Origin of the sequence: Pseudomonas sp. HPB0071 (assembly GCF_000478505.2) — a bacterium.
Taxonomy (GTDB): domain Bacteria; phylum Pseudomonadota; class Gammaproteobacteria; order Pseudomonadales; family Pseudomonadaceae; genus Chryseomonas; species Chryseomonas luteola.
This window is the reverse complement of the sequence record NZ_KI517367.1, coordinates 3,105,923-3,132,822: the sequence shown is the minus strand read 5'-3', so window position 1 is coordinate 3,132,822 and position 26,900 is coordinate 3,105,923. Positions and strand designations below refer to the sequence as shown.

At 56.2% G+C, this 26,900-nt stretch carries 26 protein-coding genes, 1 tRNA gene and 1 pseudogene; 12 read left to right on the top strand and 16 right to left on the bottom strand.

The window, feature by feature from the left end:
• Positions 1–110: 110 nt before the first annotated feature.
• From HMPREF1487_RS28385 to HMPREF1487_RS14660, 3 genes and pseudogenes are all read right to left on the bottom strand, one after another.
• Positions 111–836 (bottom strand): methyl-accepting chemotaxis protein, encoded by a 726-nt coding sequence (locus HMPREF1487_RS28385; RefSeq protein WP_371106381.1) that lies wholly within the window; start codon positions 834–836, stop codon positions 111–113.
• Between the two features lie 132 nt (positions 837–968).
• A pseudogene (locus HMPREF1487_RS28380) lies at positions 969–1,922 on the bottom strand (cache domain-containing protein); the annotation flags it as partial.
• A gap of 359 nt (positions 1,923–2,281) precedes the next feature.
• Positions 2,282–2,572 carry a hypothetical protein gene (locus HMPREF1487_RS14660; RefSeq protein WP_010797449.1) on the bottom strand — a complete coding sequence of 97 codons (291 nt, stop codon included), beginning with the start codon at positions 2,570–2,572 and terminating at the stop codon, positions 2,282–2,284.
• A gap of 155 nt (positions 2,573–2,727) precedes the next feature.
• Here HMPREF1487_RS14660 and HMPREF1487_RS14655 point away from each other — a divergent pair.
• The 4 genes from HMPREF1487_RS14655 (at position 2,728) to HMPREF1487_RS14640 (ending at position 7,312) form a co-directional block, all read left to right on the top strand.
• Positions 2,728–2,804, top strand: a tRNA-Met gene (locus tag HMPREF1487_RS14655).
• A gap of 160 nt (positions 2,805–2,964) precedes the next feature.
• Positions 2,965–5,622: a bifunctional lysylphosphatidylglycerol flippase/synthetase MprF gene (gene mprF, locus HMPREF1487_RS14650; RefSeq protein ID WP_010797448.1), complete on the top strand. Its 2,658-nt coding sequence runs from the start codon at positions 2,965–2,967 to the stop codon at positions 5,620–5,622.
• A complete protein-coding gene (locus HMPREF1487_RS14645) occupies positions 5,622–6,899 on the top strand; it encodes a virulence factor family protein (RefSeq protein WP_010797447.1) in 1,278 nt (425 codons plus the stop codon). The genes mprF and HMPREF1487_RS14645 overlap by 1 nt, the downstream gene beginning before the upstream one ends.
• A gap of 107 nt (positions 6,900–7,006) precedes the next feature.
• A complete protein-coding gene (locus tag HMPREF1487_RS14640; RefSeq protein ID WP_010797446.1) occupies positions 7,007–7,312 on the top strand; it encodes a hypothetical protein in 306 nt (101 codons plus the stop codon).
• Positions 7,313–7,365: 53 nt separating this feature from the next.
• Here the strand turns inward: HMPREF1487_RS14640 and HMPREF1487_RS14635 are convergent, their stop codons facing one another.
• The 6 genes from HMPREF1487_RS14635 to HMPREF1487_RS27955 all read right to left on the bottom strand — a co-directional run bounded on the left by HMPREF1487_RS14635 (position 7,366) and on the right by HMPREF1487_RS27955 (position 13,091).
• Positions 7,366–9,264 carry a potassium transporter Kup gene (locus tag HMPREF1487_RS14635; protein WP_010797445.1) on the bottom strand — a complete coding sequence of 633 codons (1,899 nt, stop codon included), beginning with the start codon at positions 9,262–9,264 and terminating at the stop codon, positions 7,366–7,368.
• A 165-nt stretch (positions 9,265–9,429) separates the two neighbouring features.
• Positions 9,430–10,341: an aldo/keto reductase gene (locus HMPREF1487_RS14630; RefSeq protein WP_010797444.1), complete on the bottom strand. Its 912-nt coding sequence runs from the start codon at positions 10,339–10,341 to the stop codon at positions 9,430–9,432.
• Between the two features lie 105 nt (positions 10,342–10,446).
• Entirely contained in the window at positions 10,447–11,337 is an 891-nt protein-coding gene (locus HMPREF1487_RS14625; protein ID WP_010797443.1) for a metal ABC transporter substrate-binding protein, read from the bottom strand.
• Between the two features lie 13 nt (positions 11,338–11,350).
• Positions 11,351–12,220: a metal ABC transporter permease gene (locus tag HMPREF1487_RS14620; protein ID WP_010797442.1), complete on the bottom strand. Its 870-nt coding sequence runs from the start codon at positions 12,218–12,220 to the stop codon at positions 11,351–11,353.
• Positions 12,217–12,963, bottom strand: coding sequence for a metal ABC transporter ATP-binding protein (locus HMPREF1487_RS14615; protein WP_010797441.1), 747 nt, complete (start codon positions 12,961–12,963; stop codon positions 12,217–12,219). The genes HMPREF1487_RS14620 and HMPREF1487_RS14615 overlap by 4 nt, the downstream gene beginning before the upstream one ends.
• Positions 12,960–13,091, bottom strand: coding sequence for a hypothetical protein (locus HMPREF1487_RS27955; protein ID WP_010797440.1), 132 nt, complete (start codon positions 13,089–13,091; stop codon positions 12,960–12,962). Before HMPREF1487_RS27955 ends, HMPREF1487_RS14615 begins: the two co-directional genes overlap by 4 nt.
• Positions 13,092–13,313: 222 nt before the next feature.
• Between HMPREF1487_RS27955 and rimO the strand changes: the two genes are divergently transcribed.
• On the top strand, positions 13,314–14,639 hold the full coding sequence (rimO, locus tag HMPREF1487_RS14610; protein ID WP_010797439.1) for a 30S ribosomal protein S12 methylthiotransferase RimO: 1,326 nt from the start codon (positions 13,314–13,316) through the stop codon (positions 14,637–14,639).
• Positions 14,640–14,712: 73 nt separating this feature from the next.
• On the opposite strand, the gene cadR is transcribed toward rimO, so the two are convergent.
• Positions 14,713–15,177: a Cd(II)/Pb(II)-responsive transcriptional regulator gene (gene cadR / locus HMPREF1487_RS14605; RefSeq protein ID WP_010797438.1), complete on the bottom strand. Its 465-nt coding sequence runs from the start codon at positions 15,175–15,177 to the stop codon at positions 14,713–14,715.
• A gap of 68 nt (positions 15,178–15,245) precedes the next feature.
• Between cadR and HMPREF1487_RS14600 the strand changes: the two genes are divergently transcribed.
• From HMPREF1487_RS14600 to tsaA, 3 genes are all read left to right on the top strand, one after another.
• Positions 15,246–17,483: a heavy metal translocating P-type ATPase gene (locus tag HMPREF1487_RS14600; RefSeq protein WP_010797437.1), complete on the top strand. Its 2,238-nt coding sequence runs from the start codon at positions 15,246–15,248 to the stop codon at positions 17,481–17,483.
• 78 nt (positions 17,484–17,561) lie between these two features.
• Positions 17,562–17,825: a hypothetical protein gene (locus HMPREF1487_RS14595; protein ID WP_010797436.1), complete on the top strand. Its 264-nt coding sequence runs from the start codon at positions 17,562–17,564 to the stop codon at positions 17,823–17,825.
• A 47-nt stretch (positions 17,826–17,872) separates the two neighbouring features.
• The gene (gene tsaA / locus HMPREF1487_RS14590) at positions 17,873–18,574 is read left to right on the top strand and encodes a tRNA (N6-threonylcarbamoyladenosine(37)-N6)-methyltransferase TrmO (RefSeq protein ID WP_037030051.1); all 702 of its coding nucleotides are present in this window, start codon (positions 17,873–17,875) and stop codon (positions 18,572–18,574) included.
• Between the two features lie 93 nt (positions 18,575–18,667).
• On the opposite strand, the gene fpr is transcribed toward tsaA, so the two are convergent.
• Complete coding sequence (gene fpr, locus HMPREF1487_RS14585; protein WP_010797434.1) at positions 18,668–19,447, bottom strand: ferredoxin-NADP reductase; 780 nt, start codon at positions 19,445–19,447, stop codon at positions 18,668–18,670.
• 197 nt (positions 19,448–19,644) lie between these two features.
• Between fpr and HMPREF1487_RS14580 the strand changes: the two genes are divergently transcribed.
• On the top strand, positions 19,645–20,592 hold the full coding sequence (locus HMPREF1487_RS14580) for a LysR family transcriptional regulator (RefSeq protein WP_010797433.1): 948 nt from the start codon (positions 19,645–19,647) through the stop codon (positions 20,590–20,592).
• Here the strand turns inward: HMPREF1487_RS14580 and HMPREF1487_RS14575 are convergent.
• Positions 20,576–20,956 (bottom strand): diacylglycerol kinase, encoded by a 381-nt coding sequence (locus HMPREF1487_RS14575; RefSeq protein WP_010797432.1) that lies wholly within the window; start codon positions 20,954–20,956, stop codon positions 20,576–20,578. The two genes, HMPREF1487_RS14580 and HMPREF1487_RS14575, sit on opposite strands and share 17 nt — an antisense overlap.
• A gap of 55 nt (positions 20,957–21,011) precedes the next feature.
• Positions 21,012–21,659: a response regulator transcription factor ErdR gene (erdR, locus tag HMPREF1487_RS14570; protein ID WP_010797431.1), complete on the bottom strand. Its 648-nt coding sequence runs from the start codon at positions 21,657–21,659 to the stop codon at positions 21,012–21,014.
• Positions 21,660–21,812: 153 nt separating this feature from the next.
• Between erdR and HMPREF1487_RS14565 the strand changes: the two genes are divergently transcribed.
• Positions 21,813–22,712 carry a DMT family transporter gene (locus tag HMPREF1487_RS14565; protein WP_010797430.1) on the top strand — a complete coding sequence of 300 codons (900 nt, stop codon included), beginning with the start codon at positions 21,813–21,815 and terminating at the stop codon, positions 22,710–22,712.
• Here HMPREF1487_RS14565 and HMPREF1487_RS14560 read toward each other — a convergent pair whose 3' ends face one another.
• Entirely contained in the window at positions 22,713–23,471 is a 759-nt protein-coding gene (locus HMPREF1487_RS14560; RefSeq protein ID WP_051370235.1) for a tRNA-uridine aminocarboxypropyltransferase, read from the bottom strand.
• 175 nt (positions 23,472–23,646) lie between these two features.
• On the opposite strand from HMPREF1487_RS14560, the gene HMPREF1487_RS14555 reads away from it, so the two are divergent.
• Together HMPREF1487_RS14555 and HMPREF1487_RS14550 are read left to right on the top strand one after the other, a co-directional pair.
• On the top strand, positions 23,647–24,051 hold the full coding sequence (locus HMPREF1487_RS14555) for a quorum-sensing-regulated virulence factor family protein (RefSeq protein ID WP_010797428.1): 405 nt from the start codon (positions 23,647–23,649) through the stop codon (positions 24,049–24,051).
• A gap of 147 nt (positions 24,052–24,198) precedes the next feature.
• Positions 24,199–25,275 (top strand): LOG family protein, encoded by a 1,077-nt coding sequence (locus HMPREF1487_RS14550; protein ID WP_010797427.1) that lies wholly within the window; start codon positions 24,199–24,201, stop codon positions 25,273–25,275.
• A gap of 28 nt (positions 25,276–25,303) precedes the next feature.
• On the opposite strand, the gene recX is transcribed toward HMPREF1487_RS14550, so the two are convergent.
• Both recX and recA read right to left on the bottom strand, forming a co-directional pair.
• Positions 25,304–25,768 carry a recombination regulator RecX gene (gene recX / locus HMPREF1487_RS14545; RefSeq protein WP_010797426.1) on the bottom strand — a complete coding sequence of 155 codons (465 nt, stop codon included), beginning with the start codon at positions 25,766–25,768 and terminating at the stop codon, positions 25,304–25,306.
• Positions 25,769–25,842: 74 nt separating this feature from the next.
• Positions 25,843–26,889, bottom strand: a complete 1,047-nt coding sequence (recA, locus tag HMPREF1487_RS14540; RefSeq protein ID WP_010797425.1) for a recombinase RecA — start codon at positions 26,887–26,889, stop codon at positions 25,843–25,845.
• Between the last annotated feature and the right edge of the window lie 11 nt (positions 26,890–26,900).

Genomic DNA, 26,900 nt, shown 5'->3' with positions numbered 1-26,900 from the left:
AGCTAAGACCATGAACGGTTTGAATCGGCACATATAAATAGCAGCGCCCCGATAATCGAGGCGTCGCAATAACGAGAGACAGGCAAGGAAACCTGCCCGCCTCTCTATCGTTAGATTCTGAAACTTGAAACGAGCTGATCGAGGCGATTGGCCTGTTGTTCCAGGGCATGGCAAGCGCCCAGGGTCGCGTTCAGGTTTTCCACGCCCTGCTGGTTGAGCGAGTTGATCTCGGTAATGTCGACATTAAGCGACTCCACCACCGCGCTCTGCTCTTCCGTAGCGGCCGCCACCGACTGGGTCATGCCATCGATATCGGTAATGCGCTCGGCTACCGAGCCCAACCGCTCGTTGGCCTTTTGCGCGATGGTCATGCTGTCCTCGCTGAAGCGCTGACTTTCGGTCATGGTGGAAACCGCTTCGCTCGCCCCGGTTTGCAGCTCCTGAATCATGCTCTGGATCTCTCGGGCCGAACTCTGGGTACGATGTGCCAGACCACGCACCTCGTCCGCTACCACCGCAAAACCACGCCCGGCATCGCCTGCCCGTGCAGCTTCGATCGCAGCGTTTAGCGCCAGCAGGTTGGTCTGCTCGGAAATGCCCTGGATCACTTCCAGGATATGTCCGATGCGGGTGGTCTTTTGGTTCAGCTCATCGATACGGCCGCAGGAGGCGCTGATGTTGGCGGACAGGGTTTCCATTGCCGTCAGGGTCTGGCCCAGTACGCGGCGACCCTCCTCGGCCTGCTGCCGGGCACTGGTAGCCTGTACGGACGCATCGGCAGCGTTGCGGGCGATCTCCTGTGTGGCGGCGCCCAGCTGGTTAATGGCTGCCGCCACGCTTCCGGTACGTCCGGCCTGGTTGTCCGAGTTGTGCAGCGAGGAGTTGGAGGCCGCCAGCACCTGACGGGAGACCTCGTTGAGCTGGCGGGTACTGGCCGATACTTCGCTGATCGAGCCATGGATACGCTCGACAAAGCGGTTGAAGGCAGCGGCCAGCACACCAAACTCGTCCTGGCTATTGATGGCCAGACGCCGGGTCAGGTCGCCCTCTCCTTGTGCGATGTCCTGCATCGCTTGGCTCATGGTCGTGAGCGGACGCATCAGCACACGGATCAGCACACCCAGGAGCAGCATGATCAGCACAACGCCAATCACCATGGCCAGCACGGCCGAGGTTCTGAACTCCTTGAGCGGGGCGTAGGCTTTCTCTTTATCAACCATCAGGCCCAGGTACCAGTTGACCGATGGCAGACCGGTGACTGGTTTGAAGACCATAAGCTGAGGCTTGCCGTCCAGCTCGACCCGCTTGAGCGCGCCATCCAGTGCAGGCGCACCGGCGGGAAACAGCTCAGCGAGGCTTTTCATCACCTCCTCTTTCCTGGGACTGACCAGTACCTTGCCTTCGCTATTCACCAGAATCGCATGGCCGATACCGCCCAGGTCGAGCGAATTGACGATACCCACCATCGTCTGCAGACTCAGATCGCCAGCCAGAACACCCGCCAAGGTGCCGTTCTTCATGACAGGCGTAGCCAGCGTCATGACCAGCTTTCCATTACCCACATCAACATAAGGCTCCGTCAATAAGGAGCGGCCCTGCGACTGAGCGGCAACATACCAATCACGGGTACGGGGATCGTAACCGGCAGGCATTTCATCGTAAGGACGGATGGAAAACTGACCATCGGCATGTCCCAGATAGGTGAACTCGAAGCTGGAGAGATAGGCCTTCTGCTCAAGGATGGAAAACACTCCTTCAGGAGAGGCATTGTTCTGGATAGCCTGGGCCTCACCTTCAAGTAGAGTGATTCGCCCATTGAGCCAGTTAACGATATTTGCTGATGCACTGGTGCCCAGCTCGTCCAGGCGGGACGACAGGTCCTGCGTAATCGTCTTTCGCTGCAGGTAATCGTTATAGCTCATGAATAATGAGAAGGCGACGATCAGCACAATAGAGGCCGTCGCCAATATCTTATGGCTAAATTTCAAACGTTGGAGCATAGCGCAGCCTCTGGACAACAATTTCGGCAAGCCGTTGAAATGGCATGAAGGTCCAGATCTTATCGACCGTTATCGTGATAACTTTAATGGTAAAAAGGTTACCAGGTACGCCTCTGCTCTAGAGCAGAGGTAAGCCCTGGCGGCCGACAGCGACGTTGAAACCGCCAGGGAGACACTGGAATAACCAGAGCCTATTCAAATGACCACCTCGGCAATGCAAAAAATCCTTTTTTGGTCACCGTTTATCGCCCTAATCCAGGCCACGGGATACAGGCCGCATTTCAGTTGTTTAGCGGTTGCTTGCGATCTAGCTCCATATCGTTGTCGATTTCTTGCCGTTCCCGGGCAAGCGGATCGCTTCGAGTAGCCCCTTGATTGACTCTGTTTTCCGGCAGCTCAACGCCCCGCTGGTTTTGCTCGGCCTCCTGCGCCTCTGGTGAAATAACTTCGACATGCTGTGGGTCATGCGCGGTGTCCTGAGGGGTACGCCCTGATTCAGCCGTTTGGGCCATGGCTAGCGGTGACAGTAAAGCCAGTGTCATGGAGGTATTTATCAGCCATTGCGGTTTCATTTCGGCACTCCGATGAAGGGATACCCTCTTTAGGCAATGCGCTACCTATAAAGGTGCATTCATAAGTCCTCGTGATAAGGCTTTCAGCAAATCATTGTCAGCATTGAATTTTTTGTTGACATCATTTTTTAAACCCGTATACTGGCCACATCAGAAGCGGGGTGGAGCAGTCTGGTAGCTCGTCGGGCTCATAACCCGAAGGTCGTAGGTTCAAATCCTGCCCCCGCAACCAAATTTAAAAAGCCACTCAATCGAGTGGCTTTTTTGTTTGTGTCGAATTTTTATTCCTTTTAGCCTTCAATATTCAAAGAGTTTCCATTTTTTTGATACATGGGGCTTGGCAAAAGTCTGTATGTGACTAATCTGACGCGCAGTTTCCCTGAGGGGCTTTCATGAGCGCCAACGATCCTGTAAACAAGTCTGCTATTTCTTCATCCGATTCATCACCTTCACCCTCTTCTCCTCCGCAAGCATTGCCCTGGCGCCTGCTAGAGCGCATTACGGCCTATAAAGAACCTCTTGAGCTGGGCCTGACACTGCTCCTGTTTGGCGTCGCCCTGCTTGTGTGCTGGCATCTGGTCAGCAGTATTGATCTACCCTCTCTCCACACTGCACTGCTGGGTATCCCCTCGCACGCTATTATGGGGGCCGTCGCGGCAACGGCTGTGGGCTTTCTCATTCTGCTTGGCTACGAATGGTCTGCCAGTCGCTTCGCCGGCGTTCATCTACCAGGCAAGACCCTGGCGCTGGGTGGACTTACCGCCTTCGCCATTGGTAATGCAGTTGGCCTGTCCATGCTGTCTGGCGGCTCGGTTCGTTATCGTCTCTATGCCCGCCAAGGCCTGAGCGCCATTGAAGTGGCCCAGATGACATTCTTTGCCAGCCTGTCACTGGGAACGGCACTGCCCCCTCTGGCTGCGGTTGCAGCATTAAGTGATTTGCCTTCGGCCTCCACAGCCCTGCGTCTTTCACCTACTCTGGTAGCTGGCATTGCGATTGCCATTCTCTCGATCTATGCCATAGGCATTGTATTCCTTCGCAAGCGAGCCCTGGACGAGCAGCCTTCGCCTGATAGTCGCCTGTTCCGCCTGGGCCGTAAGACCCTGCGCTTACCCACCTTCAAGCTAAGCGCCCTGCAGTTGGTGATCACAGCCCTGGACGTCATGGCTGCCGCCACAGTGCTGTATCTATTACTGCCCGAGGCACCACCGCTGGGTGCATTCATGCTGGTGTATCTGCTGGCACTCGCAGCAGGTGTGCTTAGCCATGTTCCGGGCGGCGTTGGGGTATTTGAAGCCGTTTTGCTAGCCGCTTTTTCGGACAAGATCGGGACAGCTCCCCTGGCAGCGGCCCTGCTGCTGTACCGGATCATTTATGTATTGCTTCCCCTGGTCATCGCTTGCCTTGTCCTGCTGCTGACCGAGGGAAAGCGCTTTCTATCTGGCAGCTCGGCCATCCGTGTTGCCTCTGGCCTTGCAGCCCCCGTTCTGTCAGTCCTGGTATTTTTCTCAGGGGTCGTACTGCTCTTTTCAGGCGTTACGCCAGAGATCGATACGCGTCTGAAAGGTATCGGATTCCTGCTGCCACAGCGTCTTATTGAAGCCTCGCATCTGGGAGCCAGCCTGATCGGAGTTGTGTGCCTACTCTTGGCTCAAGGCCTGCGGCGGCGGCTCTCGGCCGCCTGGGTACTCACCCTGGTGCTGTTGCTGGTAGGCTCCCTGCTTTCGCTGCTAAAGGGCTTTGATTGGGAGGAGGCATCGATCCTGGCGATTACGGCTGCCCTCCTGGCTACGTTCCGCCGCTCCTTCTACCGCCGGAGCCGCTTACTGGAACTGCCCTTTTCACCTCTGTACGTCGTTGCAAGCCTGTGCGTCGTGGCGGCATCTATCTGGTTGCTCCTGTTTGTTTACCAGGATGCGTCCTACGACAACCAGCTCTGGTGGCAATTTACGCTGGAGGAAGGCGCCCCGCGAGGTGCACGAGCAGCCATGGGCAGCGTGGTGCTACTACTGGCCCTGTCACTCGGCTGGCTCTTGCGGGCTGCACCGCCAGAAATTACGCTGCCTACCATAGAAGATCTGCAAAAGGCATTGGACGCCGTCAAAGCATCTGAGCAGCCTGATGGCGGCTTGGCCATGACAGGCGACAAGGCCTTGCTGTTTCATGAAACGGAAAATGCTTTTCTGATGTATGGCCGTCGTGGCCGTAGCATGATCGCCCTGTTTGATCCCATCGGCTCCGCTCAGACACGAGCCGAGTTGATCTGGAAATTTCGCGATCTATGCGACATGCACCATGCACGACCTGTGTTCTATCAGGTTCGTGCCGAGAATCTGCCTTTCTACATGGACATCGGTCTCACCGCACTGAAGTTGGGTGAGGAAGCCCGCGTCAATCTCAAAACATTCGATCTGGACAGCAAGGGTAAGAAAGACCTGCGCTACACCTGGAACCGAGGCCAGCGGGATGGACTGCTCATCGAGTTCCATGAGCCGGGTCAGGCACCTCTCGAAGAGCTAAAAGTTATCTCCGATATCTGGCTGGAGAGTAAACATGTCCGCGAGAAGGGTTTTTCACTTGGTCGTTTCGACCCGGAGTATTTGCAGCACTTCCGCATTGCTGTCGTTCGGTTTCAGGGAAAAGCGGTAGCGTTTGCTAATCTTCTGGAAACCGATCGGCCAGAGCTGGCCAGTATCGACCTGATGCGAGTGGCAGCTGATGCGCCCAAACTGACCATGGAGTTCCTCATGCTCGGCCTTATCCTGCACTTCAAGGAGCGAGGCCTGGAACGCTTCAGCTTGGGGATGGTGCCATTGGCGGGACTGCATCCACGCCGTGGTGCTCCTCTGACCCAGCGTCTAGGGGCCATGGTGTTCCGACGTGGCGAGCAGTTCTATAACTTTCAGGGGTTGAGACGGTTCAAAGATAAGTTCGATCCGGAATGGGAGCCTCGCTATCTGGCCGTTCCAGCAGGACTTGATCCCTTGGTCGCCTTGGCTGACACCGCTGCGTTGATTGCAGGCGGTATTACAGGACTGGTAAAACGTTGATGACTAGACGTAAACGCGGGTTGCTTTTTCTTCTGTTGATAATTGTCATTGCCGCAGCGGCACTGTGGTGGTGGTTTCATCGCTGGCCCAGTACCGCCAGCCTTGAGGTACACGTACAGGATGATCAGAGCGTCGTAACCGTCGCAAGGCCTGCCGGCAAGCCACTGACCCGAGTCGTTGTTGCAAACCCCGCTGAACAGCAGTTATCCGATGCTGACCTGCTAACCCTGGCCAAAAACACCAAGTCCATGCTGGTCCAGTATGAGCTGCCCGAGAGCAAGGCATGTGCCGCGCAACGCGCCAGCCTGGAAGACGCCATCAGCCATCTTGGCGGAGCGCCTACCATGGTGGCAGGCATCGATGCGGGTGGATCATTGGCCTGGCGCTGGCTGGCCGGGCAACAGGATGACAAGGTCAGCGCCCTGTCGGTCGGTACAAAGCTCGACGAGCCCGACTGCTCTGATCCGCTGCCACAGAAAGCCGAACACGGTAAATGGCATCTCGCCTGGAACGATAACCCAGGCGATGAGACTGCTCGCTTTGTCCGCGGCCAGGATAATGCCGCTACCACTATCAGTGATTACGGCACACCACTGGTTACGCTTTTGCGTACCCAGCTTCAACGTCAGCTGCTCGGTCAGGGTGGCGATGTCCCTGTTGTAGAGGTCCCGGCTGAAGAGCCGGCCGCGCACAAGGATACAGTGACGTTTTTTTATTCCGGCGATGGTGGCTGGCGTGATCTTGACCGTGATTCGGCACAGACCATGGCAGAAAACGGGTGGCCAGTTGTAGGTATCGATACCTTGCGCTATTTCTGGGAACACAAAAGCCCGGAACAGGTGGCGACAGACTTGTCCCATCTGATGCAGACATACCGTGAGCGTTGGGGCGCGAAACGCTTCGTCCTGGCCGGCTACTCATTTGGCGCGGATCTGCTTCCGGCGGTCTATAACCGTTTACCTGCAACAGATCAGGAACAGGTATCGGCCATGGTGCTGCTGGCCTTTGCCCGTAGCGGTGATTTTGAAATCCAGGTTGAGGGCTGGCTGGGCAAGGCTGGTGACGAGATGCAAACCGGACCGGAGATGGTCAAGGTGCCTGCCAGCAAGATCTACTGCATTTACGGTGCGGAAGAAAAGGACGAGAGCGGTTGCACGCAGCCTGGAGCCAATTTCGAAAAGCTTGAGTTACCCGGTGGTCACCATTTCGATAATGACTACGACAAGCTTGCACGCCACATGATAAACGCCATCGAGGCTCGTACACGCACACCGTAACCAGGACGCCCAGCCGATGGAACACATCCTCGGCTGGGGACGAGTGGTCGGAAAGAACGCGTGCGATCAGTGGTCTACCGGCTCTCAACCTTTGAACGAGGACGCCCATGACCACTCCCCTTTCGCTGGATGCTGCTGAAAAACTGGTTGTAGATGCCTTCACTCCGCTGGGTTGTGTTATTTCAGCCAACCCCCAGGCTGACAGCTTTGGCTTCAGCGTAATCGGGCATGAAGGAGAAGAGGTCTTGGCGGTCCCTGAGGTGACCGCTGCACAGTACAGCGATCCGCTGCAGCTTAAAGGCTTTATCGAGAATGTTCGGCAAGAGCTTTCCCAGTTGGGTCAATCGCTGGACCCATGGGAGATGCCGTTCATTACCGACCCGGATGCCCTGCCTCCACCTGTATTCAACTGATCCCAATAAAAAAGCCGCCCCAAGGCGGCTTTTTTATATCTGCGACTTGGCTGCTAGATCTCGATCTGAGTACCCAGCTCGATTACCCGGTTAACTGGCAGGTTGAAGAAACGCAGGCTGCCGCTGGCATTCTTCATAAGGAAGGCAAACAAATTCTCTCGCCAGCGAGCCATTCCCAAACGATTATTCGACGCAATGACCGTTTCACGGCTAAGGAAGTACGTCGTCCGCATGGGCGTGAAATCGAGGTCTTCCAGGTGACACAATGCGAGCGCAGCCGGCACGTCGGGCTCGTCCATAAAGCCATAATGCAAGAGAACACGGTAGAAACCGTCCCCATAGCTGTCCACCTCGAAACGGCGGCTGACAGGAACCCGCGGCGTATCTTCATAGATAACGGTCAGCAACACCACCTGCTCATGCAATACCTGATTGTGCAGCATGTTATGAAGCAGGGCGTGTGGAACGGCGTCTTGCCGCGCTGTCAGAAAGACGGCTGTCCCCTTGGCACGGAAAGGCGGATTGGAGCGGATGCTGCCGATAAAGATCGGTAGCGGTAGTGCCCCTTCATCCAGCCGTTCAGCCAGAATCTGCCGGCCGCGCTTCCATGTGGTCATCAACGTGAACAGGATGATGCCCGCAATGACAGGAAATGCACCGCCTGCCACGATTTTTGGAACGTTGGCTGCAAAATACAGCGAGTCGACAATGAAGAATCCAATGAGCATCGGAATGGCGAACCAGCGAGGCCATTTCCATAGCAGCAGCGCTACCGAAGATACCAGGCAGGTTGTGATCAGCATCGTTCCCGTGACGGCAATGCCGTAGGCCTCGGCCAGGTTGCCAGAGGACTCGAATCCAATGATCAACAGGATAACGCCTGTCAGAAGCGCCCAGTTCATGGCAGGAATATAAATCTGGCCCTGTTCATGACTTGAGGTATGCAGGATTTGCATACGCGGTACATACCCCAGCTGGATTGCCTGACGGGTAATGGAGAACGCACCTGAGATGACTGCCTGTGAGGCAATGACCGTGGCAAAAGTCGCCAGGACGACCATTGGGATCAATGCCCATTCAGGTGCGAGCAGGTAGAAAGGATTGCGTACAGACTCTGGGTCGATCAGAACCAAGGCACCTTGCCCGTAGTAATTGAGCACCAATCCGGGCAGCACCAGGAAGAGCCAGGCGCGCGCGACAGGTTTGCGGCCGAAATGGCCCATGTCGGCATACAGCGCCTCAGCCCCTGTCAGCGCCAGCACAACAGCGCCCAGAATAGCGATGCCAAGTCCGGGGTGTACGATGAAAAAGTTGAATGCCCACCATGGGTTCAAAGCCTTGAGGACTTCAGGCGCCTGCAGAATGCCATAAATACCCAATGCGCCTAGCACGGTGAACCAGAGGACCATAACCGGACCGAACAGCTTGCCAATCTTGGCAGTACCGCCCCGCTGTAGCATGAAGAGTCCGACCAGGATAACGATTGCCGCTGGCACCACAATATGATCAAGTCCAGAAAAGGCTACTTCCAGGCCTTCTACAGCAGACAGTACCGAAATGGCCGGTGTAATCATGCTTTCGCCGTAAAACAGCGAGGCACCAAATAACCCCAGCAGCACCAGCACCATTTGCAATTTTGGAAACGGTGCGGACGCCCGCCTTGCCAATGCAGTCAAGGCCATGATGCCGCCCTCGCCCTGGTTATCCGCCCTCAGAACGAAAAAGACATACTTGATCGTCACGACCCAGATCAACGACCAGAAGATCAGGGACAGGATACCCAGGACGCTATCGTGGGTAGGCGCCAGGCCATACGTAGGAGAAAACACCTCCTTGAGGGTATACAGCGGGCTGGTACCAATATCGCCATAGACGATACCCGCGGCCGCGATGGCCATACCTATGGCCGAGGCTCCCTTTTCACCATGGGCCTGGGAAGCAGCTTGACTCATGCAAGACTCCGGGTTTATCGAAACGGGCGCATCCTGCTCCGATGTGGCGGCAGGATCAAGTACGGATTGCCAAGATTATGTGTGCACAACGCAACCAAGGCATGGTCATTACCCCACCCGGCGTATTGAATCCTGCTTAAAAGTGTCCAGCGATTACCTGACACTTTACTGGAAATATTCCGCGATGCGCTTGCGCATGGACTCATCGGGCAGCTCACCGGTTCCGGCCAGTGCGTTTTCTGCCATATGGGCCGGGTTTGAGGTCGCCGGAATAATGCAGGTAACTGCAGGATGCGAAATTGAGTACTTGATCATCAGCTGCGCCCAGGAAGCACAGCCGATATCGGACGCGAATGCCGGAAGCTGCTTGCCTGCTACTTGGTTGAACAGACGGCCGTCCAGGAACGGGCGATTGATCATGACCGCTACGCCCTTGTCCTGACACAGAGGCAACAGCTTTTCTTCGGCTTTGGTATCTTGGGGATTGAGATTGATCTGAATGAAGTCCATCGGCTCCGAAGCGACCAGGTCCATCATCTGATCCTGAGCCATTTCTGAGTGATGGGTAATCCCTACATATCGAATCATTTTCTGCTGCTTCATCTCTCGTAGCAACGGGAGCAGCGTCTTGTAATTGATCATGCTATGCACTTGCAGCAGATCAATAGGAGCGCCCTTGAGGTCCGCCATTTCCTGCTGGATCTCTTCGATACTGCTCTCGCGCCCTTCTACCTTGGTAGCCAGAAACGCCTTTTCAGCACGTCCCTGCTGCGCCAGCAACGTACCAATGACGCCCTGGGATTTCTCGTAACTCGGCGCCGTATCGATAACAGTGCCTCCCGCCTGAAATAGACGGTCAAGCACGTCAGCCAACGGCTTTAAGGCTTGTGGAGTGCTTTCGACATTGAAGGAATCGGCGGTTCCAAGGCCAATGACAGGGAGTTGCTCGCCGGTAGAGGGAATCTGCCGCCTCAGCATGCCAGCCTGTGCAAGCACAAGACGAGGCAACATGGCTTCCAAGAGCAGCGCCGACGAGGCGCACAGGGAATATTGCATGAAGCGGCGGCGAGTCGTCATTGTTTTCTCCGGATTCAAGCAAGAGCCGTCCTAAAAGGACGGTTCTTGTGATTCAGGAGTTCCATCTGCCACGCCTTGTTACGTGGCTGAATGAAACGAAGCCCGTTACTCTCCTTTCATGGCTGCAACCATCTTATCGACGTTGTAACGGAACATTTTCAGGTAGGTAGGCGCAGGCCCGTCCGCCTTGGACGGCGACTCGACATATAACTCGCCACCGGCACGAGCCCCGGTTGCCTGGGCAATCTGCTGCACCAGACGCGGATCGTTCGAGTTCTCAATGAAATAAGCCGTGATGTGCTCCTCCTTGATCTGACGGATCAGATTGGCCACTTTTTGGGCAGACGCTTCAGATTCGGTAGAAAGATCCAGGGGAGACAGGAATGTCACACCGTATTCATCACCGAAATAGCCAAACGCGTTATGGGAGGTAAGCACCTTACGCTGCGCCTTCGGCACGGCTTCGATCTGCTGCTTGGTATACGCATCCAGCGCCTTTAGCTGATCGATATAGCGTTGACCATTGGCTTCGTATTGATCAGCGCCTTCGGGGTCTATGCGCTTGAGGGCCTTGATGATGTTTTGAACATAAACAACACCACTGGCAGCGCTGTTCCAGCTGTGGGGATCCACTACGGTCTTGCCGTTCTTCTGTCGCATACGAGTCTTGATACCGTCCGACAGCTCGACAGGGGTACCGTTATACCCTGATGCCTGGATCAGACGATCCATCCAGCCTTCAAGATGAAGTCCATTGATAAATACTACATCGGCGGCCTTGAGCGCTTTGGCATCGTTAGGCGTCGGCTCATACGCATGAGGATCGCCGTTGGGCCCGATCAATGAGGTGACATGAACCCGCTCGCCTCCTACCTGGTGAACCATATCGGCCAGGATCGTGAATGACGCAACGGCTTCTACCGGCTTGGCTTGGGCAAAACTGGAAAGCGCTGACAACAGCAAGGCAGCAGCCCCGCTCCACAACGTGAGACGCATGACATGACTCCTTTCAACGGGATAGATGGGGTTTAGGGAAGAAACGGCGAACGACGCCCAGAGGGCTGAAAATTAACGAGAAGATGTAAAGCGTACTGGCCGTCAGAACAATGGACGGACCCGAGGCCACGCCCAGGTGGTACGAAACAACCAAGCCGATAAAGCCGGACAGTATGGCAACCAGACTCGCCACCAGCATCAGTCCGGGCAACGAGCGAGCCCAGAAGCGCGCTACGGTGGCAGGCAACATCATCAGGCCGACCGCCATAAGCGTTCCAAGCGCCTGAAAGCCTGCGACCAGGTTGAGCACGACCAGCAGCAGAAACAGGAAGTGATAAAGCGAGCCCTTGCCACCTACGGCCCGCAGGAATCCAGGATCGAAACACTCAAGCACCAGCGGACGATAGATAACGGCCAGCAGGAGAAGTGTCACAGAGGCGATGCCCCCTACGAGATAGAGCGCGGCATCATCAATCGCCAGGATCGTACCGAACAGGACATGCAGCAGGTCGATATTCGAGCCTCTTAGCGAGACGATCAAGACACCCGCGGCGAGAGAGGTCAGGTAGAAGCTCGCAAAACTGGCATCTTCACGCTGCGAAGTAAAACGACTGACCAACCCAGACAACAGGGCTACGGTCAAGCCGGCTACCAACCCACCCAGGCCCATGGCTGGCAAGGAAAGCCCAGCGACCAGAAAACCGATGGCAGCCCCCGGCAGGACCGCATGACTCATGGCGTCCCCTACCAGACTCATGCGCCTGAGCATGAGCAATACACCGACCGGACCTGAGCCCAGCCCTAGCGCCATGCAGGCGACCAAGGCGCGACGCATGAATCCGAACTCGACAAACGGCTCGAACAAGGCGTGATACAACATCATGCGCGGCGCCTCTCATCACAGACGTCGGCCTGTTCATCCCAGTCCTCAGCCATATTCCGGGCACGCCGCAGATTCTCCTGGGTCAGCACCGTTCGGGTATCCCCCCAGGCAATGGTTTCGCGAGCCAACAGTAATGTACTGGGAAAATGCTGCTTTACCTGCTCAAGATCATGCAGAACAGCGATGACGGTGCGCCCCTCACCATGCCAGCGCCGAACCAGATCAAGCAGATCGCGGGTCGTGCGTGCATCGATGGCATTAAACGGCTCATCCAGAAGGATGACTGACGCATCCTGCAGCAGGAGCCGTGCGAACAATACGCGCTGGAACTGGCCTGCCGACAGGGAACCGATCAGGCGGTGCCCAAAACCTTCCAGCCCGACGGCAATCAGCGCCTCATGGGCTTGCTGCAGCTGGCCCCGGCTCATTCCACCGAATATGCCGATGCGTCTCCAGGCGCCCATGGCAACCGTGTCGAGAACCGTCAGCGGAAAGGTTCGGTCAATTTCAGCCGCTTGGGGCAGATAGCCGATGGCCGAGGCAGACAAGGCCTTTCGGTCGACGCCGCCCCCTACTGGTCGCAGCATGCCGACCATGGCCTTGATCAGAGTTGACTTGCCTGCGCCGTTAGGGCCCACAATAGCGGTGAGGCTGCCCGCTTCAAAGCAACCCGACACATGATGTACGGCGGGATGACGCTCGTAGGCAACCGTTAAGTCATTTAATGAAATACAGGCACTCATGGGATGGATACCGCCCAGTGGATAGCAGCCCATAGCAGTAGAAGCAGCACGATCGACACCCCTAAACGGGCCCAGGCAGACTGGGTCAGAAAGGACGTCTTGAACGTAAGGGAAGAATTCGATGACATATAAACCACCTCGTTATTGTTACTTTATAACATAATAAATACCCTATCACTAGTTATGCCTGTCTAGCGGTTCAGCCTCGGGCAAGCCAAACCCGATAACTGACGAAGCGCAGGTTAATCCGAGTAAAAGCGCCAAATGCCTCTTCTCAGTCCGGGCGCGCACCGCTAAAATCGCGCGTTTTTTGATCATCAGCGCGTTCTGCGCACCTCCTGAGGTTAGCCATGTCCACCCCCGCCACGCCCAAAGTCGGCTTTGTCAGCCTCGGCTGCCCTAAAGCTCTGGTCGACTCCGAACGCATCCTGACCCAGCTTCGCATGGAAGGTTACGAGGTTGTTCCCACGTACGAGGACGCCGACGTGGTGGTGGTCAATACCTGTGGTTTCATTGACAGCGCCAAGGCCGAGTCTCTGGAAGTGATCGGCGAAGCCCTGGCTGAAAATGGCCGGGTCATCGTGACCGGCTGCATGGGGGTGGAAGAATCTGCGATTCGTGATGTACATCCGAGCGTACTGGCGGTAACGGGTCCGCAGCAGTATGAGCAGGTGGTGACCGCGGTCCATGAGGTAGTGCCGCCAAAGCGCGAGCATAATCCGTTGGTCGACCTGGTACCGCCGCAGGGCATCAAGCTCACCCCCCGCCACTACGCCTATCTCAAGATTTCCGAAGGCTGCAACCATCGCTGCAGCTTTTGCATCATCCCGTCCATGCGTGGCGATTTGGTCAGCCGCCCGATCGGCGATGTGCTCGATGAGGCTCAGCGTTTGGTCAAGGCCGGAGTCAAGGAGCTGTTGGTCATCTCCCAGGACACCAGTGCATATGGCGTCGACCTCAAATACCGTACCGGCTTTTGGAATGGCCAGCCGGTCAAGACTCGCATGCTGGAACTATGCGAGGCGTTGAGCAGCATGGGCGTCTGGGTACGTATGCACTACGTCTACCCCTACCCGAACGTGGACGACATCATTCCGCTGATGGCCGAGGGCAAGATTCTGCCCTACCTGGATATCCCCTTCCAGCATGCCAGCCCCAAAGTTCTCAAGGCCATGAAGCGTCCTGCCTTCGAGGACCGCACCCTGGCCCGTATCAAGAAGTGGCGTGAGATCTGTCCGGAGCTGACCATTCGCTCCACATTCATTGTGGGCTTCCCTGGTGAGACGGAGGAGGATTTCCAGTACCTGCTGAATTGGCTGACCGAAGCTCAGTTGGATCGTGTGGGCTGCTTCCAGTATTCCCCTGTGGAAGGCGCACCGGCCAATGAGTTGGAAGGTGCCGTACCGGATGACGTGAAGCAGGATCGCTGGGAGCGCTTCATGGCGCATCAGCAGGCCATTTCTGCGGCTCGCCTGCAATTGAAGGTTGGAAAGGATATTGAAGTGTTGATCGACGAAGTCGACGAACAAGGCGCCATTGGCCGCTCCTATGCCGATGCCCCGGAGATCGACGGCAATGTGTATGTCAATAGCGAACACGACCTGAAGCCAGGCGACAAGGTATGGGTACGCGTAACCGACGCAGACGAATACGACCTGTGGGCCGAGACACTGTAACGCAGCCACAACCTCGAAAAGCCCTGCGATTGCAGGGCTTTTTTTATGGGTGCCCTATGCCGACCGGCCTACCCTATCGTCTGTGCACTCCTGGCACATGGTCATGCCCCGCATGGCTACAGGCCTCCTCGATCGCTGAAGGTCCAGCGGGTTGTTGCAGCTCCCGAATGATGCCGCATATATCGCTGGATACCTTGCCTGAGCATTGCTGACGCAACGCCATGAGCTGTCTGCGTAGTTCGGTAAGTTCACGGATACGCACCTCCACATGATGAATATGGTCCTCGATCAGATCATTGACCCGACAGCAGTCCGGCTCAGGCTGATCCCGCAACTGTAATAAGGAGCGGATCTCGTCTTGCGTCATGTCCAGGGAGCGGCAATGCCGAACAAAGGTCAATCGCTCCAGATGGGCCTCGCTGTATTGACGGTAGTTTCCCGCGCTGCGAACAGGCGCTGGCAGCAGTCCCTCACGCTCGTAATACCGAATGGTTTCCACGGAACATCCCGTTCGGCTGGCCAATTCACCTATTTTCATAACGCCTCCTTGACCCTGTAGTAGCTACAGGGTGTGCAATGACAACCCTAACGTCAATGGAGGTTGTCATGGCGCATGATTCATCCTGTTGCGGACCCAAACCATCGTCCTGCTGTGAGCCTCAGGTAAAGACCTGCTGCGACAGTCACACAAAGATTTCGCTTGAGTCCAATCCTATACCGGGCGTTACCGAGCCCGAGGTGCTTGATCACTCCAAGTGGACAAGCCTGCGTATCGATGCCATGGATTGCCCGACTGAAGAGAAGCTGATCCGTGATGCATTCGCCAAGCTGAAGGCGGTCGAAGCACTGGAATTCAACCTGATTCAGCGCAGCCTACGCGTTCGCCATCGCTACCCCGATGCAGAACCGCTAAAGACCCAGATCAATCGGCTGGGCATGCAGGCTGTTGAACTGAAAGGTGATGAGCAAGCCCCTGCAGTACCAGCGGCAAAACCCTGGTGGCCGCTGGGCCTGGGCTTGGCTACTGCCCTGACAGCCGAAGTCGGTGAGTGGTTGGGTACTGTGCCTGAGTTCGCTGTAGCATTCCTGGCATTGGCCGCCATTGCCCTGGCTGGTCTACCGGCGTATCGCAAAGGTTGGATCGCTATCAGGCAGCGCACTCTTAACATCAATGCATTGATGAGCATTGCGGTCACCGGCGCCCTGTTAATTGGCCACTGGCCTGAAGCGGCCATGGTCAGCGTACTGTTTGCCATCGCTGAAGTGATCGAGGCACGCTCACTGGACCGTGCCCGCAATGCCATCCAGGGATTACTGGCATTGACACCAGAAAACGCGACCGTACGACAGGCGGATGGTACTTGGGCAACACTGCCAGCCAAACAGGTCCAACCCGGCGCGCTCATTCGGGTAAGACCGGGGGAGCGAATTGCATTGGATGGAGAGGTGGAATCCGGTCAGTCAGGTGTCAACCAGGCGCCTATTACAGGCGAAAGCCTGCCGGTCGACAAGGCTCCCGGCGATACCGTGTTTGCCGGCACCATCAATGGTGAGGGCAGCTTGGAGTATCGTGTTACCCATCGAGCCAACGAAAGTACCCTGGCTCGCATTATCCACGCCGTAGAGCAGGCTCAAAGCGCGCGCGCGCCTACTCAACGATTTGTAGATCGCTTTTCTCGCTTGTATACGCCAGCGGTTGTTCTCATTGCCGTTGCGGTTGCCCTGTTGCCTCCCCTGCTGGGTTGGGGAGGTTGGCTGGAGTGGCTCTATAAAGGGCTGGTATTGCTTGTTATTGCCTGCCCATGCGCCTTGGTTATCTCAACACCGGTCACAATTGTCAGCGGGCTTTCGGCTGCCGCACGACGTGGCATCTTGGTGAAAGGTGGGACATTTCTTGAGCAAGGCCGCCAGCTTAAGTGGATTGCCCTCGACAAGACCGGCACGCTTACTGAGGGTAAGCCGCAGTTGGTCGACCGCATCGTACTCACCGGACAGAAGAGTCAGGCGTTGGAATGGGCGGCCAGTTTGTCCTTGCGCTCAGATCATCCCGCTTCACAGGCTTTGAGCCATGCTCTGTTGCAAGAAGGTATTGCCTTAAAAGACGTACGGGATTTCTCAGCCCGGGCAGGACAAGGCGTGCAAGGCCGTATAGAGGATCAGCTCTACTTTCTGGGTAATCGCCGCCTGTTGGAGCGCGAAGGGCTGGCCTCCGAGAATCTACGGCACCGTATCGAATCGCTCGAGCAGACAGGTCAAAGTGTGGTGGCGCTTGCCAGCCAACAGGAGGTACTGGCGCTGTTCATCATTGCTGATCAAGTCAAGGAAACCAGCCAGAGCGCTGTCGCAGCACTTCATGCGTTAGGCATAAAAACCCTGGTGCTCAGTGGCGATAACCCTCACAGCGTAGACCGTATTGCCGGTCAGGTAGGCATCGATGAAGCGCATGGCTCGTTACTGCCCGAGGACAAGCTTGCGATTTTGGAGCAAAAGCAACGGAGCGGTGCTGTAATCGGTATGGTTGGCGATGGCATCAACGACGCCCCTGCTCTGGCTCGGGCTAACATCGGTTTTGCAATGGGCGCCGCCGGTACCGATGCGGCTATCGAAACGGCAGACGTGGCACTGATGGATGACGATTTGCGCAAACTGCCGGACTTCATTCGCCTCTCCCGTAGCACGCACCGCATTCTCATGCAGAATATTGCACTAGCCTTGGGAATCAAGGCGATATTCTTAGCGTTGACAATCATGGGCGAGGCCACGCTCTGGATGGCTGTCTTCGCCGATATGGGTACCAGCCTGATTGTGGTTGCAAACGGCCTGCGACTGATTCGACATCATTGATGGATGACCGCCGACACGCTGTTGGAACTCACCTGCCGATAGAGCGCTCTGCATAAGGTCTGTCAGCAGGAATGTTTCATGGATTACATCGATTTATTGCAATGGCCAGCCATGGCCGTGACCCTGATCGCAGCGTGGCTGGTTGCTTCCCAACGTGAAAACCGCCGAAACCTTGGGTTCTGGTGCTTTCTTGCCAGCAATGGATTATGGATCACCTGGGGCCTGCATACACAGGCGTATGCCTTGATCGTTTTGCAACTGGGGCTGGCATTCATGAACATCCGTGGTGTTCGCCGTAACCAGCTGAATACTTCAAAGGCTATGCGTGAGAGTCATACTTGAGCCAGACAGGCTAAAATAGCCAGCCTGTCTCCCTTATGACGCTCCCCATGACTTATAGCGTTTCCCCTATCGGCCATATCCGCTCTTGTTTCAAGGAGAAGTTCGCCATCCCTCGCCAGCCCCATTTGGCTCCGGCTGCCCGAGGTGTATTGGAGTTTGTGCCGCCGTTCGACCACCCGGATGCTGTACAGGGGCTAGAACACGTCAGTCATGTCTGGCTGCTGTTCCTCTTTCACCAGACATTGGAAGAGAAACCGCGTCTTAAAGTACGTCCTCCCCGCCTGGGAGGGAACCGTTCCCTGGGTGTCTTTGCGACGCGTGCCACTCACCGTCCCAATGGTATTGGGCAATCTGTGGTAACACTGGACGCTATCGAGCCGGGCCGGCTCAGGCTTTCAGGTATCGATCTGTTGGACGGTACCCCGGTGCTGGACATCAAGCCTTACGTGCCCTACGCCGATGCAATTCCAACTGCCTTTAATACCATAGCCAGTGCACCTCCCGATGGGATTCCGGTCCTCTGGACGCACGAGGCCCGCGTGCAGGCGGAGCAGCATGGAAAGCGTCTGAACGAGCCATTGGCCGCTCTGATTGAGCAATGCCTGACTCAGGACCCTCGTCCGGCCTATCAAGTCCCGCCGCCTGACCGCCGTTATGGTGTTCGCCTATGGGATGTAGACGTCCATTGGCATTATCCGGAGTCCAATGTCATCCGTATTCTGGATATCGAGCGTGCAGATAATGACTGAGTCTGGGTCAAAAGCTTTTCTGCGCCTGACCAGCCCTTACCGTAGACACAAAAAACCCGCCTCCAGGGCGGGTTTCGATAACGCGGGTAGCGCTTACTTCTCGACGAACGCACGCTCGATCAGGTAGTCACCCGGATCACCCATACGTGGAGAGATGGCCAGACCAAACTCGTTCAGCACTTCGCTGGTTTCGTCCAGCATGCTAGGGCTGCCGCAAATCATCGCACGGTCGTCCTGAGGATTGATCGGAGGCAGGCCGATATCTTCAAATAACTTGCCGCTGCGCATCAGATCGGTCTGACGACCCATGTTGCGGAATTCTTCACGCGTCACCAGCGGATAATAGATCAGCTTTTCGCGAACCATATCGCCAAAGTATTCATGCTCAGGCAGTACGTTGGTGATGAAGTCGGCATAGGCCAGTTCATTTACATAACGTACACCGTGAACCAGAATCACCTTCTCGAAACGTTCATAGGTTTCCGGATCCTGAATGGTGCTCAGGAACGGCGCCATGCCGGTGCCGGTGGATAGCAGATAAAGGTGCTTGCCAGGCTTCAGGTCGCTCAGAATCAGCGTACCGGTAGGCTTGCGGCTAACCATGAGGTTATCGCCTTCCTTCAGGTGCTGCAGGCGGGAGGTCAGCGGACCATCCGGAACCTTGATGCTGAAAAATTCCAGGTGCTCTTCATAGTTGGGACTGGCGATACTGTAGGCGCGCATCAGCGGACGGCCACCTTCGGTTTCCAGTCCAATCATGACGAACTGGCCGTTCTCGAAACGCAGCCCCGGATTACGGGTCGTCTTGAAGCTGAACAGTGTATCGTTCCAGTGGTGAACGCTCAGGACGCGCTCGGTGTACAGATTGCTCATGAAAAACTCCTAATCACCTGCCCAAAGACGCTGATGCCCGGCTCTGTCTCGCGGAGGCGGGACTACCTGCACGTGTGACCGCTCTGGATCGGGTTTGACAAAAAGGACGCGACCAAGCGCATTTGCGCGGCATTTTATATAACGCAAGAATATCCGTAAAATGAATAATTCGGATATCGGTTATCCAGTGAGCAGATATGAGATTCACGTTGCGTCAACTCGAAGTTTTCGTCGGCGTCGCCCGCCTGGAAAGTGTTTCCCGCGCGGCAGAGACGCTTGCGCTCTCACAATCGGCAACCAGCACGGCCTTGGGAGAGCTAGAGCGTCAGTTCGACTGCAAACTCTTTGACCGTGCAGGCAAACGGCTGACCCTCAATGCCTTGGGCCGCCAGTTATTGCCCAAGGCAGTTGCCTTGCTCGACCGCAGCGACGAGATCGAGAACCTGCTACGGGGCAAGACCGGATTCGGCTCACTGGAAGTCGGCGCCACGCTCACTATTGGCAACTATCTGGCTACGCTCCTGCTGGGTGATTTCATGCAACGTCATCCCGATTGCCGAGTGCGCCTGCATGTTCATAACACAGCGCATATCGTACAGCGCGTGGCTAACCATGATATTGATCTAGGCCTGATTGAGGGGGATTGCCAGGACGCGGATATTGAAGTCCACCCTTGGATTGAAGATGAGCTGGTAATCTTCTGTGCTCCGCAACATCCTTTAGCCAACCATCCAACGGTAGGTCTGGAAGAGCTGATTGATCAGGCCTGGATTCTTCGGGAGCAAGGCTCCGGTACTCGCCTGACGTTCGATCAGGCCATGCGTCATCATGCAGCGCCCCTGAATATTCGCCTGGAGCTGGAGCATACAGAGGCCATTATTCGGGCAGTGGAATCAGGTCTGGGCATCGGTTGCATCTCGAGGCTTGCCCTGCGCGATGCCTTCGAGCGCGGCAGTCTTGTCCCAATCGAAACTCCCAGCCTGGATTTGCGTCGTCAGTTCTGTTTTATCTGGCACCGCCAGAAATACCAGACGGCAGCCATGACCGAATTCCTGGCACTGTGTCGCAAGCTTACCGAGGGTATTGCACGTAGCGACCAGATCTTGCTGGCCCCCTTTAAGGAGCGTGCTACCCCAGCAGAATGATCGACCAGACGGCTGCAATCATCCACATTGCCACGAATTGAGCCGCACTGCCCAAGTCCTTGGCGTTCTTGGACAACTCATGCCATTCCAGCGAGACCCGGTCCACCACGGCTTCGATAGCGGCATTGAACAGCTCAACAATCAGCGAAAGCAGGCAGACACCCACCATGATTGCCCGCTCGCCTCGCGATACATCCAGCCAAAAGGCCAGCGGGATCAGGATGCAGCTCATCAGCACCAGCGAGCGGAAGGCAGCCTCTCCTTTGAAAGCCACCTTCAGACCGGCCAGGGAATAGCCCGTAGCCTTGATGACACGTTTAAGGCCGGTCTTGCCTTTATAGGGAGATATCACACCAGGCTCCATGCAGCGACTCAATAGAAGACTAGCCTGTAGCGTGTCGAAAAAGCGTGAAAACTCATCAGCCTGGAGTTGATTCGAGCTGTTGCAGCAACAGGGCAGCCTGCGTTCGGGTTCTCACACCCAATTTACGGAAGATCGCCGTTACATGCGCTTTTACTGTGGCTTCCGACACGCTGAGTTCATAGGCAATCTGCTTGTTCAACAGGCCATCGCATACCATGGTCAGCACCCTGAACTGCTGGGGCGTCAGGCTGGATAATCCGGCCTTCGCAGCCTTGGCTTCTTCGCTGAGGTTCGCAGCACCCTCTCCTTGGGCCGGCCACCAGGTATCACCATCCAGCACAAGGCGTACGGCTTGCTGGATCGTTTCCAGATCGCTGGATTTAGGTATGAAACCACTGGCACCGAACTCCCGTGCGCGCTGCACTACAGCGGCGTCTTCCTGAGCAGAGACCATGACCACCGGAATCTGTGGGTATTGCCCGCGCAGCAGCACTAGTCCGGAAAAACCATAGGCGCCCGGCATGTTGAGGTCGAGCAGGACCAGATCCCAATCAGTCTTGTGCGCCAGCTGAGCCTCGAGTTCGGCGATACTTGCCGCTTCCACCAGCTGTGCCTGCTGCCCCAAGCCAAGCGTCAAGGCTTGCTGCAGGGCGCTACGGAACAGCGGATGATCATCCGCGATGAGGATCTGATAGGCGGCCATCGGTAAATTGGTCCTTATTATGATTCTGTAATTTCAGCGGCTCAGAATGCCGAGCGTCCGACGACGGGTCAAGGCACTTTGCGACCATAATCACAGGGTTCCCAAAGTCACAGCCATCCGGCAGAGTGACGACTTTTGCCAAGCGAGCCTGTCATGCGTACCCAAGCCCTACGTGCCGATGTTCTCATGCTGATCACAGCCATGATTTGGGGGAGCGCCTTTATTGCACAGCGCGCCGGCATGGACTCCATCGGTCCGTTCCTCTTTACGGGACTTCGCTTTGCATTGGGTGCACTGACACTGATTCCAGTCCTGCTGGTGCTGCATCGCCGCGCCAGAACACCGATTAGCCTCGACCGTCGCGTAGTGGTCGGCGGCTGCCTGATGGGCCTGCTGCTTTCCATTGGCATCAACTTCCAGCAAGTGGGCCTGCTATTCACATCCGTGACCAACTCCGGTTTCATCACCGGACTCTATGTGATTGTAGTCCCCATTCTGGGTTTGCTGTTTGGCGAACGCACCGGCAGAGGCACCTGGCTAGGTGCCTGCCTGGCGGTGGCAGGCATGTGTCTGCTTAGCATAGGCGAGAATTTTAAGGTAGCTTCCGGCGATTGGCTGCAATTGGCCGGCGCCTTTGCCTGGGGAGCGCATGTGCTGGTGGTAGGGCATTTTGCGAGCCGCCATGATCCGATGCTACTGTCCATCCTTCAGTTCGCATTCTGTGCAGCGGTCAGCCTGACGCTGGCATTGCTGTTTGAGCCGATTCAAGCTCAGAACATTATTCAGGCCGCTCCCGCGCTGCTGTATGGCGGTATCATTGCCGCCGGCATCGGTTATACGTTGCAGGTCGTTGCACAGCGCGACGCCATTGCCTCCCATGCGGCAATCATTTTTTCACTCGAAGCCGTCTTTGCGGCCTTTTTTGGCGCCTGGCTGCTGGACGAGTCGCTTACCGCCCGCGGTTATCTGGGCTGCGCGCTCATGTTTATCGGCATGTTGGTCGCGCAGCTCTGGCCCAGAAAGGCCGTGGTCGAGCCCAAGGTGACAAACTAATCAGGGGAATGCGGCAACGAAGGGCTGCAATCGCTGATGCGCCGCGCTGAACGGATCTGTCTGGCGATTCTGTTTGGCGTTGAGATAACGTTCACTGAACACGTCCAGATAGGCATCAAGCGCCACCGCCGCTCTTTCCTCTCTCGCCAGCTCCAGACAAAGCGCAGCCACTTCTGCCGTACAGAGGTGCTCGCCTCGTGTGGAGCGTCGCAGGCGATAGCGGGAAAGCTCTTCAGGGCTCAGACTTAGCACCGGCAGGCTATCCAGATAAGGGCTCTTACGAAACATCTTTCGTGCTTCAGTCCAGGTAGCATCCAGCAGGACGAATAAAGGTCGCTTGCCCTGGACTGGCTCTACCGTTTGCACGACTCGTTCAGGCGCTGAGTATTCGGCCGGAAATACAAGATAGGGTTGCCATTGAGGATCGCTCAGCACGGCCAGTAGTGCGTCATCTACATCCGTTCTCGACCAGCCAAAGGCAAAACTGTCACTGACCACATCGGCAATCAGCCATCCGGTATTGCTTGGCTTGAGCGGCTCTACATCGTGCATGATCAGGCACATGCCTGCCGCGCATTCGACCGCAGGTCGCCACTCGCAGAAACAGTGAGGCAACGCAAGGCGACAACCCTCACAGCGTTGAACGCGGGATCCACGGGCAACAAAAGGTTTGCTGCTGCGCGCCAGACGATCATGACGCAGCCGGGCTACGGCATTTGGCGGACGGGAAGAAGAATTGGCAGAGCGGATATAAGGCATGAGAAGTACTGCGTGATTTACATGGGCAAGTTTAACAAAGGCTGTCCAGAACACATCTGGCATTTTGAAAGCGCCGACCACAGGAGTACCCTTTGCGTACCGCAATTAGCCTTTGCTTGCGAACATCACGGCTGCCCTGCGGTCGAAGCGAGCCTGATCTACGTTGGAGAGTTCAATGCTGCGTTATACTGCCCTCGCCCTTTGCTTCATCCTTCCTGCAGCGGCCCAGGCGGCCTCGCTGAAAGAACAAGAACTGTCGCAGATGCTGCAAAAGGTCGCGAAAGAAAGCAGCGTGGGGACTCCGCGCGCTATCAATGAAGACATTCTTGACCGTGGCTATACCGTTGAAGGGCGCCAGCTCATCAATCATTTGAGTGTACGTGCCAGCCATGCGCATCAGATGGAAGCCAACCCGGCGACGGTACGCACCCAGCTGGCCGCCAGTGTCTGCCGCAACACCGGCTACCGCCAGTTGTTAGCCCGTGGCGCCATGTTGGTGTACAGCTTTACCGAATACCAGAGCAATCGCCCGGTTGCGAACGAGCGCTTCGAAGCAGCCGATTGCGGTCTGAGCAAGTAAGCTTTCTTTGCCATGCCGCGTCTGGCATGGCCATTCAAGACAGGCATTTGCCTTTCTTACTCCGCGCCACGACTATGCTAAAGGCAAGGTAATCGCTGCCTGGAATGGCAGCTTGATTACACAGCAGTGGCTACCAGGAGTATGCAGATGAACCCAGACGCACAAGACGACTATCTGTCTCGTCATGTACAGGTCAGTGCCGAAGACCTTTCCCAAAAGATCGATGAGCTGCTGGCTCATACCGTTCCGGCCAACAGTCCCAATCTGTCTCTGTATCGCGACATGCTGTTGACCGTGGTTCGCATGGCCCAGGCAGACCGCAACCGTTGGGATGCCAAGATCATGATGCAAACCATGCGAGAGATGGAAAATGCCTTTCGTCATCTTGAGCAATACAAGCGACGGCGCAAGGTAACGGTTTTCGGATCAGCCCGTACGGCCGTGGATCATGAACTCTATGTGCTGGCCCGCACACTCGGCTCAGCCCTCGCTCAGCGGGACATGATGGTCATCACTGGAGCAGGTGGCGGCATCATGGCGGCAGCTCACGAAGGTGCCGGCTTGGACAATAGCCTGGGCTTCAACATTACCCTGCCTTTTGAACAACGGGCCAACCAAACCATGGACGGCACCGATCACCTGCTGTCCTTTCACTTCTTCTACGTACGTAAACTGTTTTTTCTCAAGGAAGCCGATGCACTTGTACTCTGCCCTGGCGGATTTGGCACCCTGGACGAAACCTTTGAAGTCCTTACGCTGATACAAACCGGTAAAAGCCCTCTCGTACCCGTCGTGCTACTGGATACACCTGAGGGTACGTTCTGGAAGGATGCGGTCACTTTTCTGAAAAAGAACCTGGCGGATGAGCGCTATATCCTGCCCAAGGACCTGAAACTGGCAACGCTGGTGCATACTGCGGAAGAGGCAGCAGAGATCATCAGCCGGTTCTACAGCAACTTTCATTCGACACGCTGGCTGAACGGTCAATTCGTGATGCGTCTGAACCATGCCCTAACATCCGAAGCGCTGGCGCATATCGATACGCACTTTGCGGACCTGTGCAAGAGCGGGCACTTCACTCAGCAAGCCTCGGGCAAAACCAACATCGACGAACCGGAATTTGCTCACCTGAGCCAGCTTTCCTTCAACTTCAATGGCCGCGATTATGGGCGCCTGCGCGAGTTGGTGGATTCACTGAACGATCCACAACATTGGCTACGCTGATCGAGAGGCGTTAGCCGGGCCCGCCCTATCAGTCATCTGGCGCGCCACGCAGCAATCGACTGACGCTGTCGATGGAGAAACCGCGGTAGCTCAAGAAACGTCCCTGCTGTGCGCGTTCCTTAGCGTCAGCGGGGCGCTTGCCTTTGAATTTGCGTTGCCAGACATCACGTAAATGAGCTGACCAGTCTTCCTCACACTCCGATAGGGCCTGTTCGATATCAGCACGGGCAAGACCGCGCTGAGCCAATTCCTCACGGATACGAACAGGTCCATAACCCGCCCGGGCACGACTTGCGATATAGCTACCCAGATAACGTGTCTCGCTCAGCAGCCCCTCTTCGGCCAGGCGATCCAGGGCTGCGTTGATCAGTTCATCCGGTGCCCCCCGCTTACGCAACTTGCGAACCAGCTCTTGTCGGCCATGCTCTCGGCGGGCCAGTAGATCCATAGCTGCTAGGCGAACAGCCGCTGGGGTATCGAGTTCAATAGGCATTCAAACGCCCCGTAAAATTATCAGGCTGAAATAAAAAAGCCCTCGCACAGCGAGGGCTTTTATCAGGCAGAACCTTAGAAGTCAGCGTCAGCGCCCGCTTCGGCTTCTTCAGTGGCCGCCCCTTTAACGGGGGCCTGGCTTAGAAGCTTTTCGCGAATGCTCTTGTCGAGCGCATTACGTACTTCAAGGTTCTCTTCCAGGAACTTGGCCGCGTTAGCCTTACCCTGGCCAATCTTGGTTCCTTGGTAGCTATACCAGGCACCTGACTTTTCAACCAGACCCAGCTGTACGCCCAGATCAATGATCTCACCGTTACGGTAGATGCCCTTGCCGTACAGGATCTGGAATTCAGCCTGACGGAATGGTGGAGACACCTTGTTCTTGACGACTTTAACGCGGGTCTCGCTACCTACCACCTCGTCCCCTTCCTTCACCGCACCGGTACGGCGGATATCCAGACGGACCGAGGAGTAGAACTTCAACGCGTTACCGCCAGTTGTAGTTTCCGGGTTGCCAAACATCACCCCGATCTTCATACGGATCTGGTTGATGAAAATCACCAGGCAGTTGGCGGTCTTGATATTGCCGGTGATCTTGCGCAGCGCCTGAGACATCAGACGCGCCTGCAGACCTACGTGCATATCACCCATCTCGCCTTCGATTTCCGCCTTGGGCACCAGAGCAGCTACGGAGTCGACGATGATCACGTCTACGGCATTGGAGCGCACCAGCATGTCGGTGATTTCCAGCGCCTGTTCACCGGTATCCGGCTGGGAAACCAGCAGGTCGTCAACATTGACGCCCAGCTTGCTGGCATAATCCGGATCCAGCGCATGCTCTGCGTCAACGAAGGCACAGGTTGCGCCCTGCTTTTGCGCCTCAGCAATGACGGACAGGGTCAGCGTAGTTTTACCCGACGATTCCGGACCGTAGATTTCTACGATACGGCCCTTGGGCAGACCGCCGATCCCCAGGGCGATATCGAGACCGAGCGAACCGGTGGAAATAGCCGGAATTGCCTGACGCTCATGATCACCCATGCGCATGACTGCGCCTTTGCCAAACTGACGCTCAATTTGACCCAGGGCCGCGGCCAGGGCGCGCTTTTTGTTGTCGTCCATTAAAATCCTCT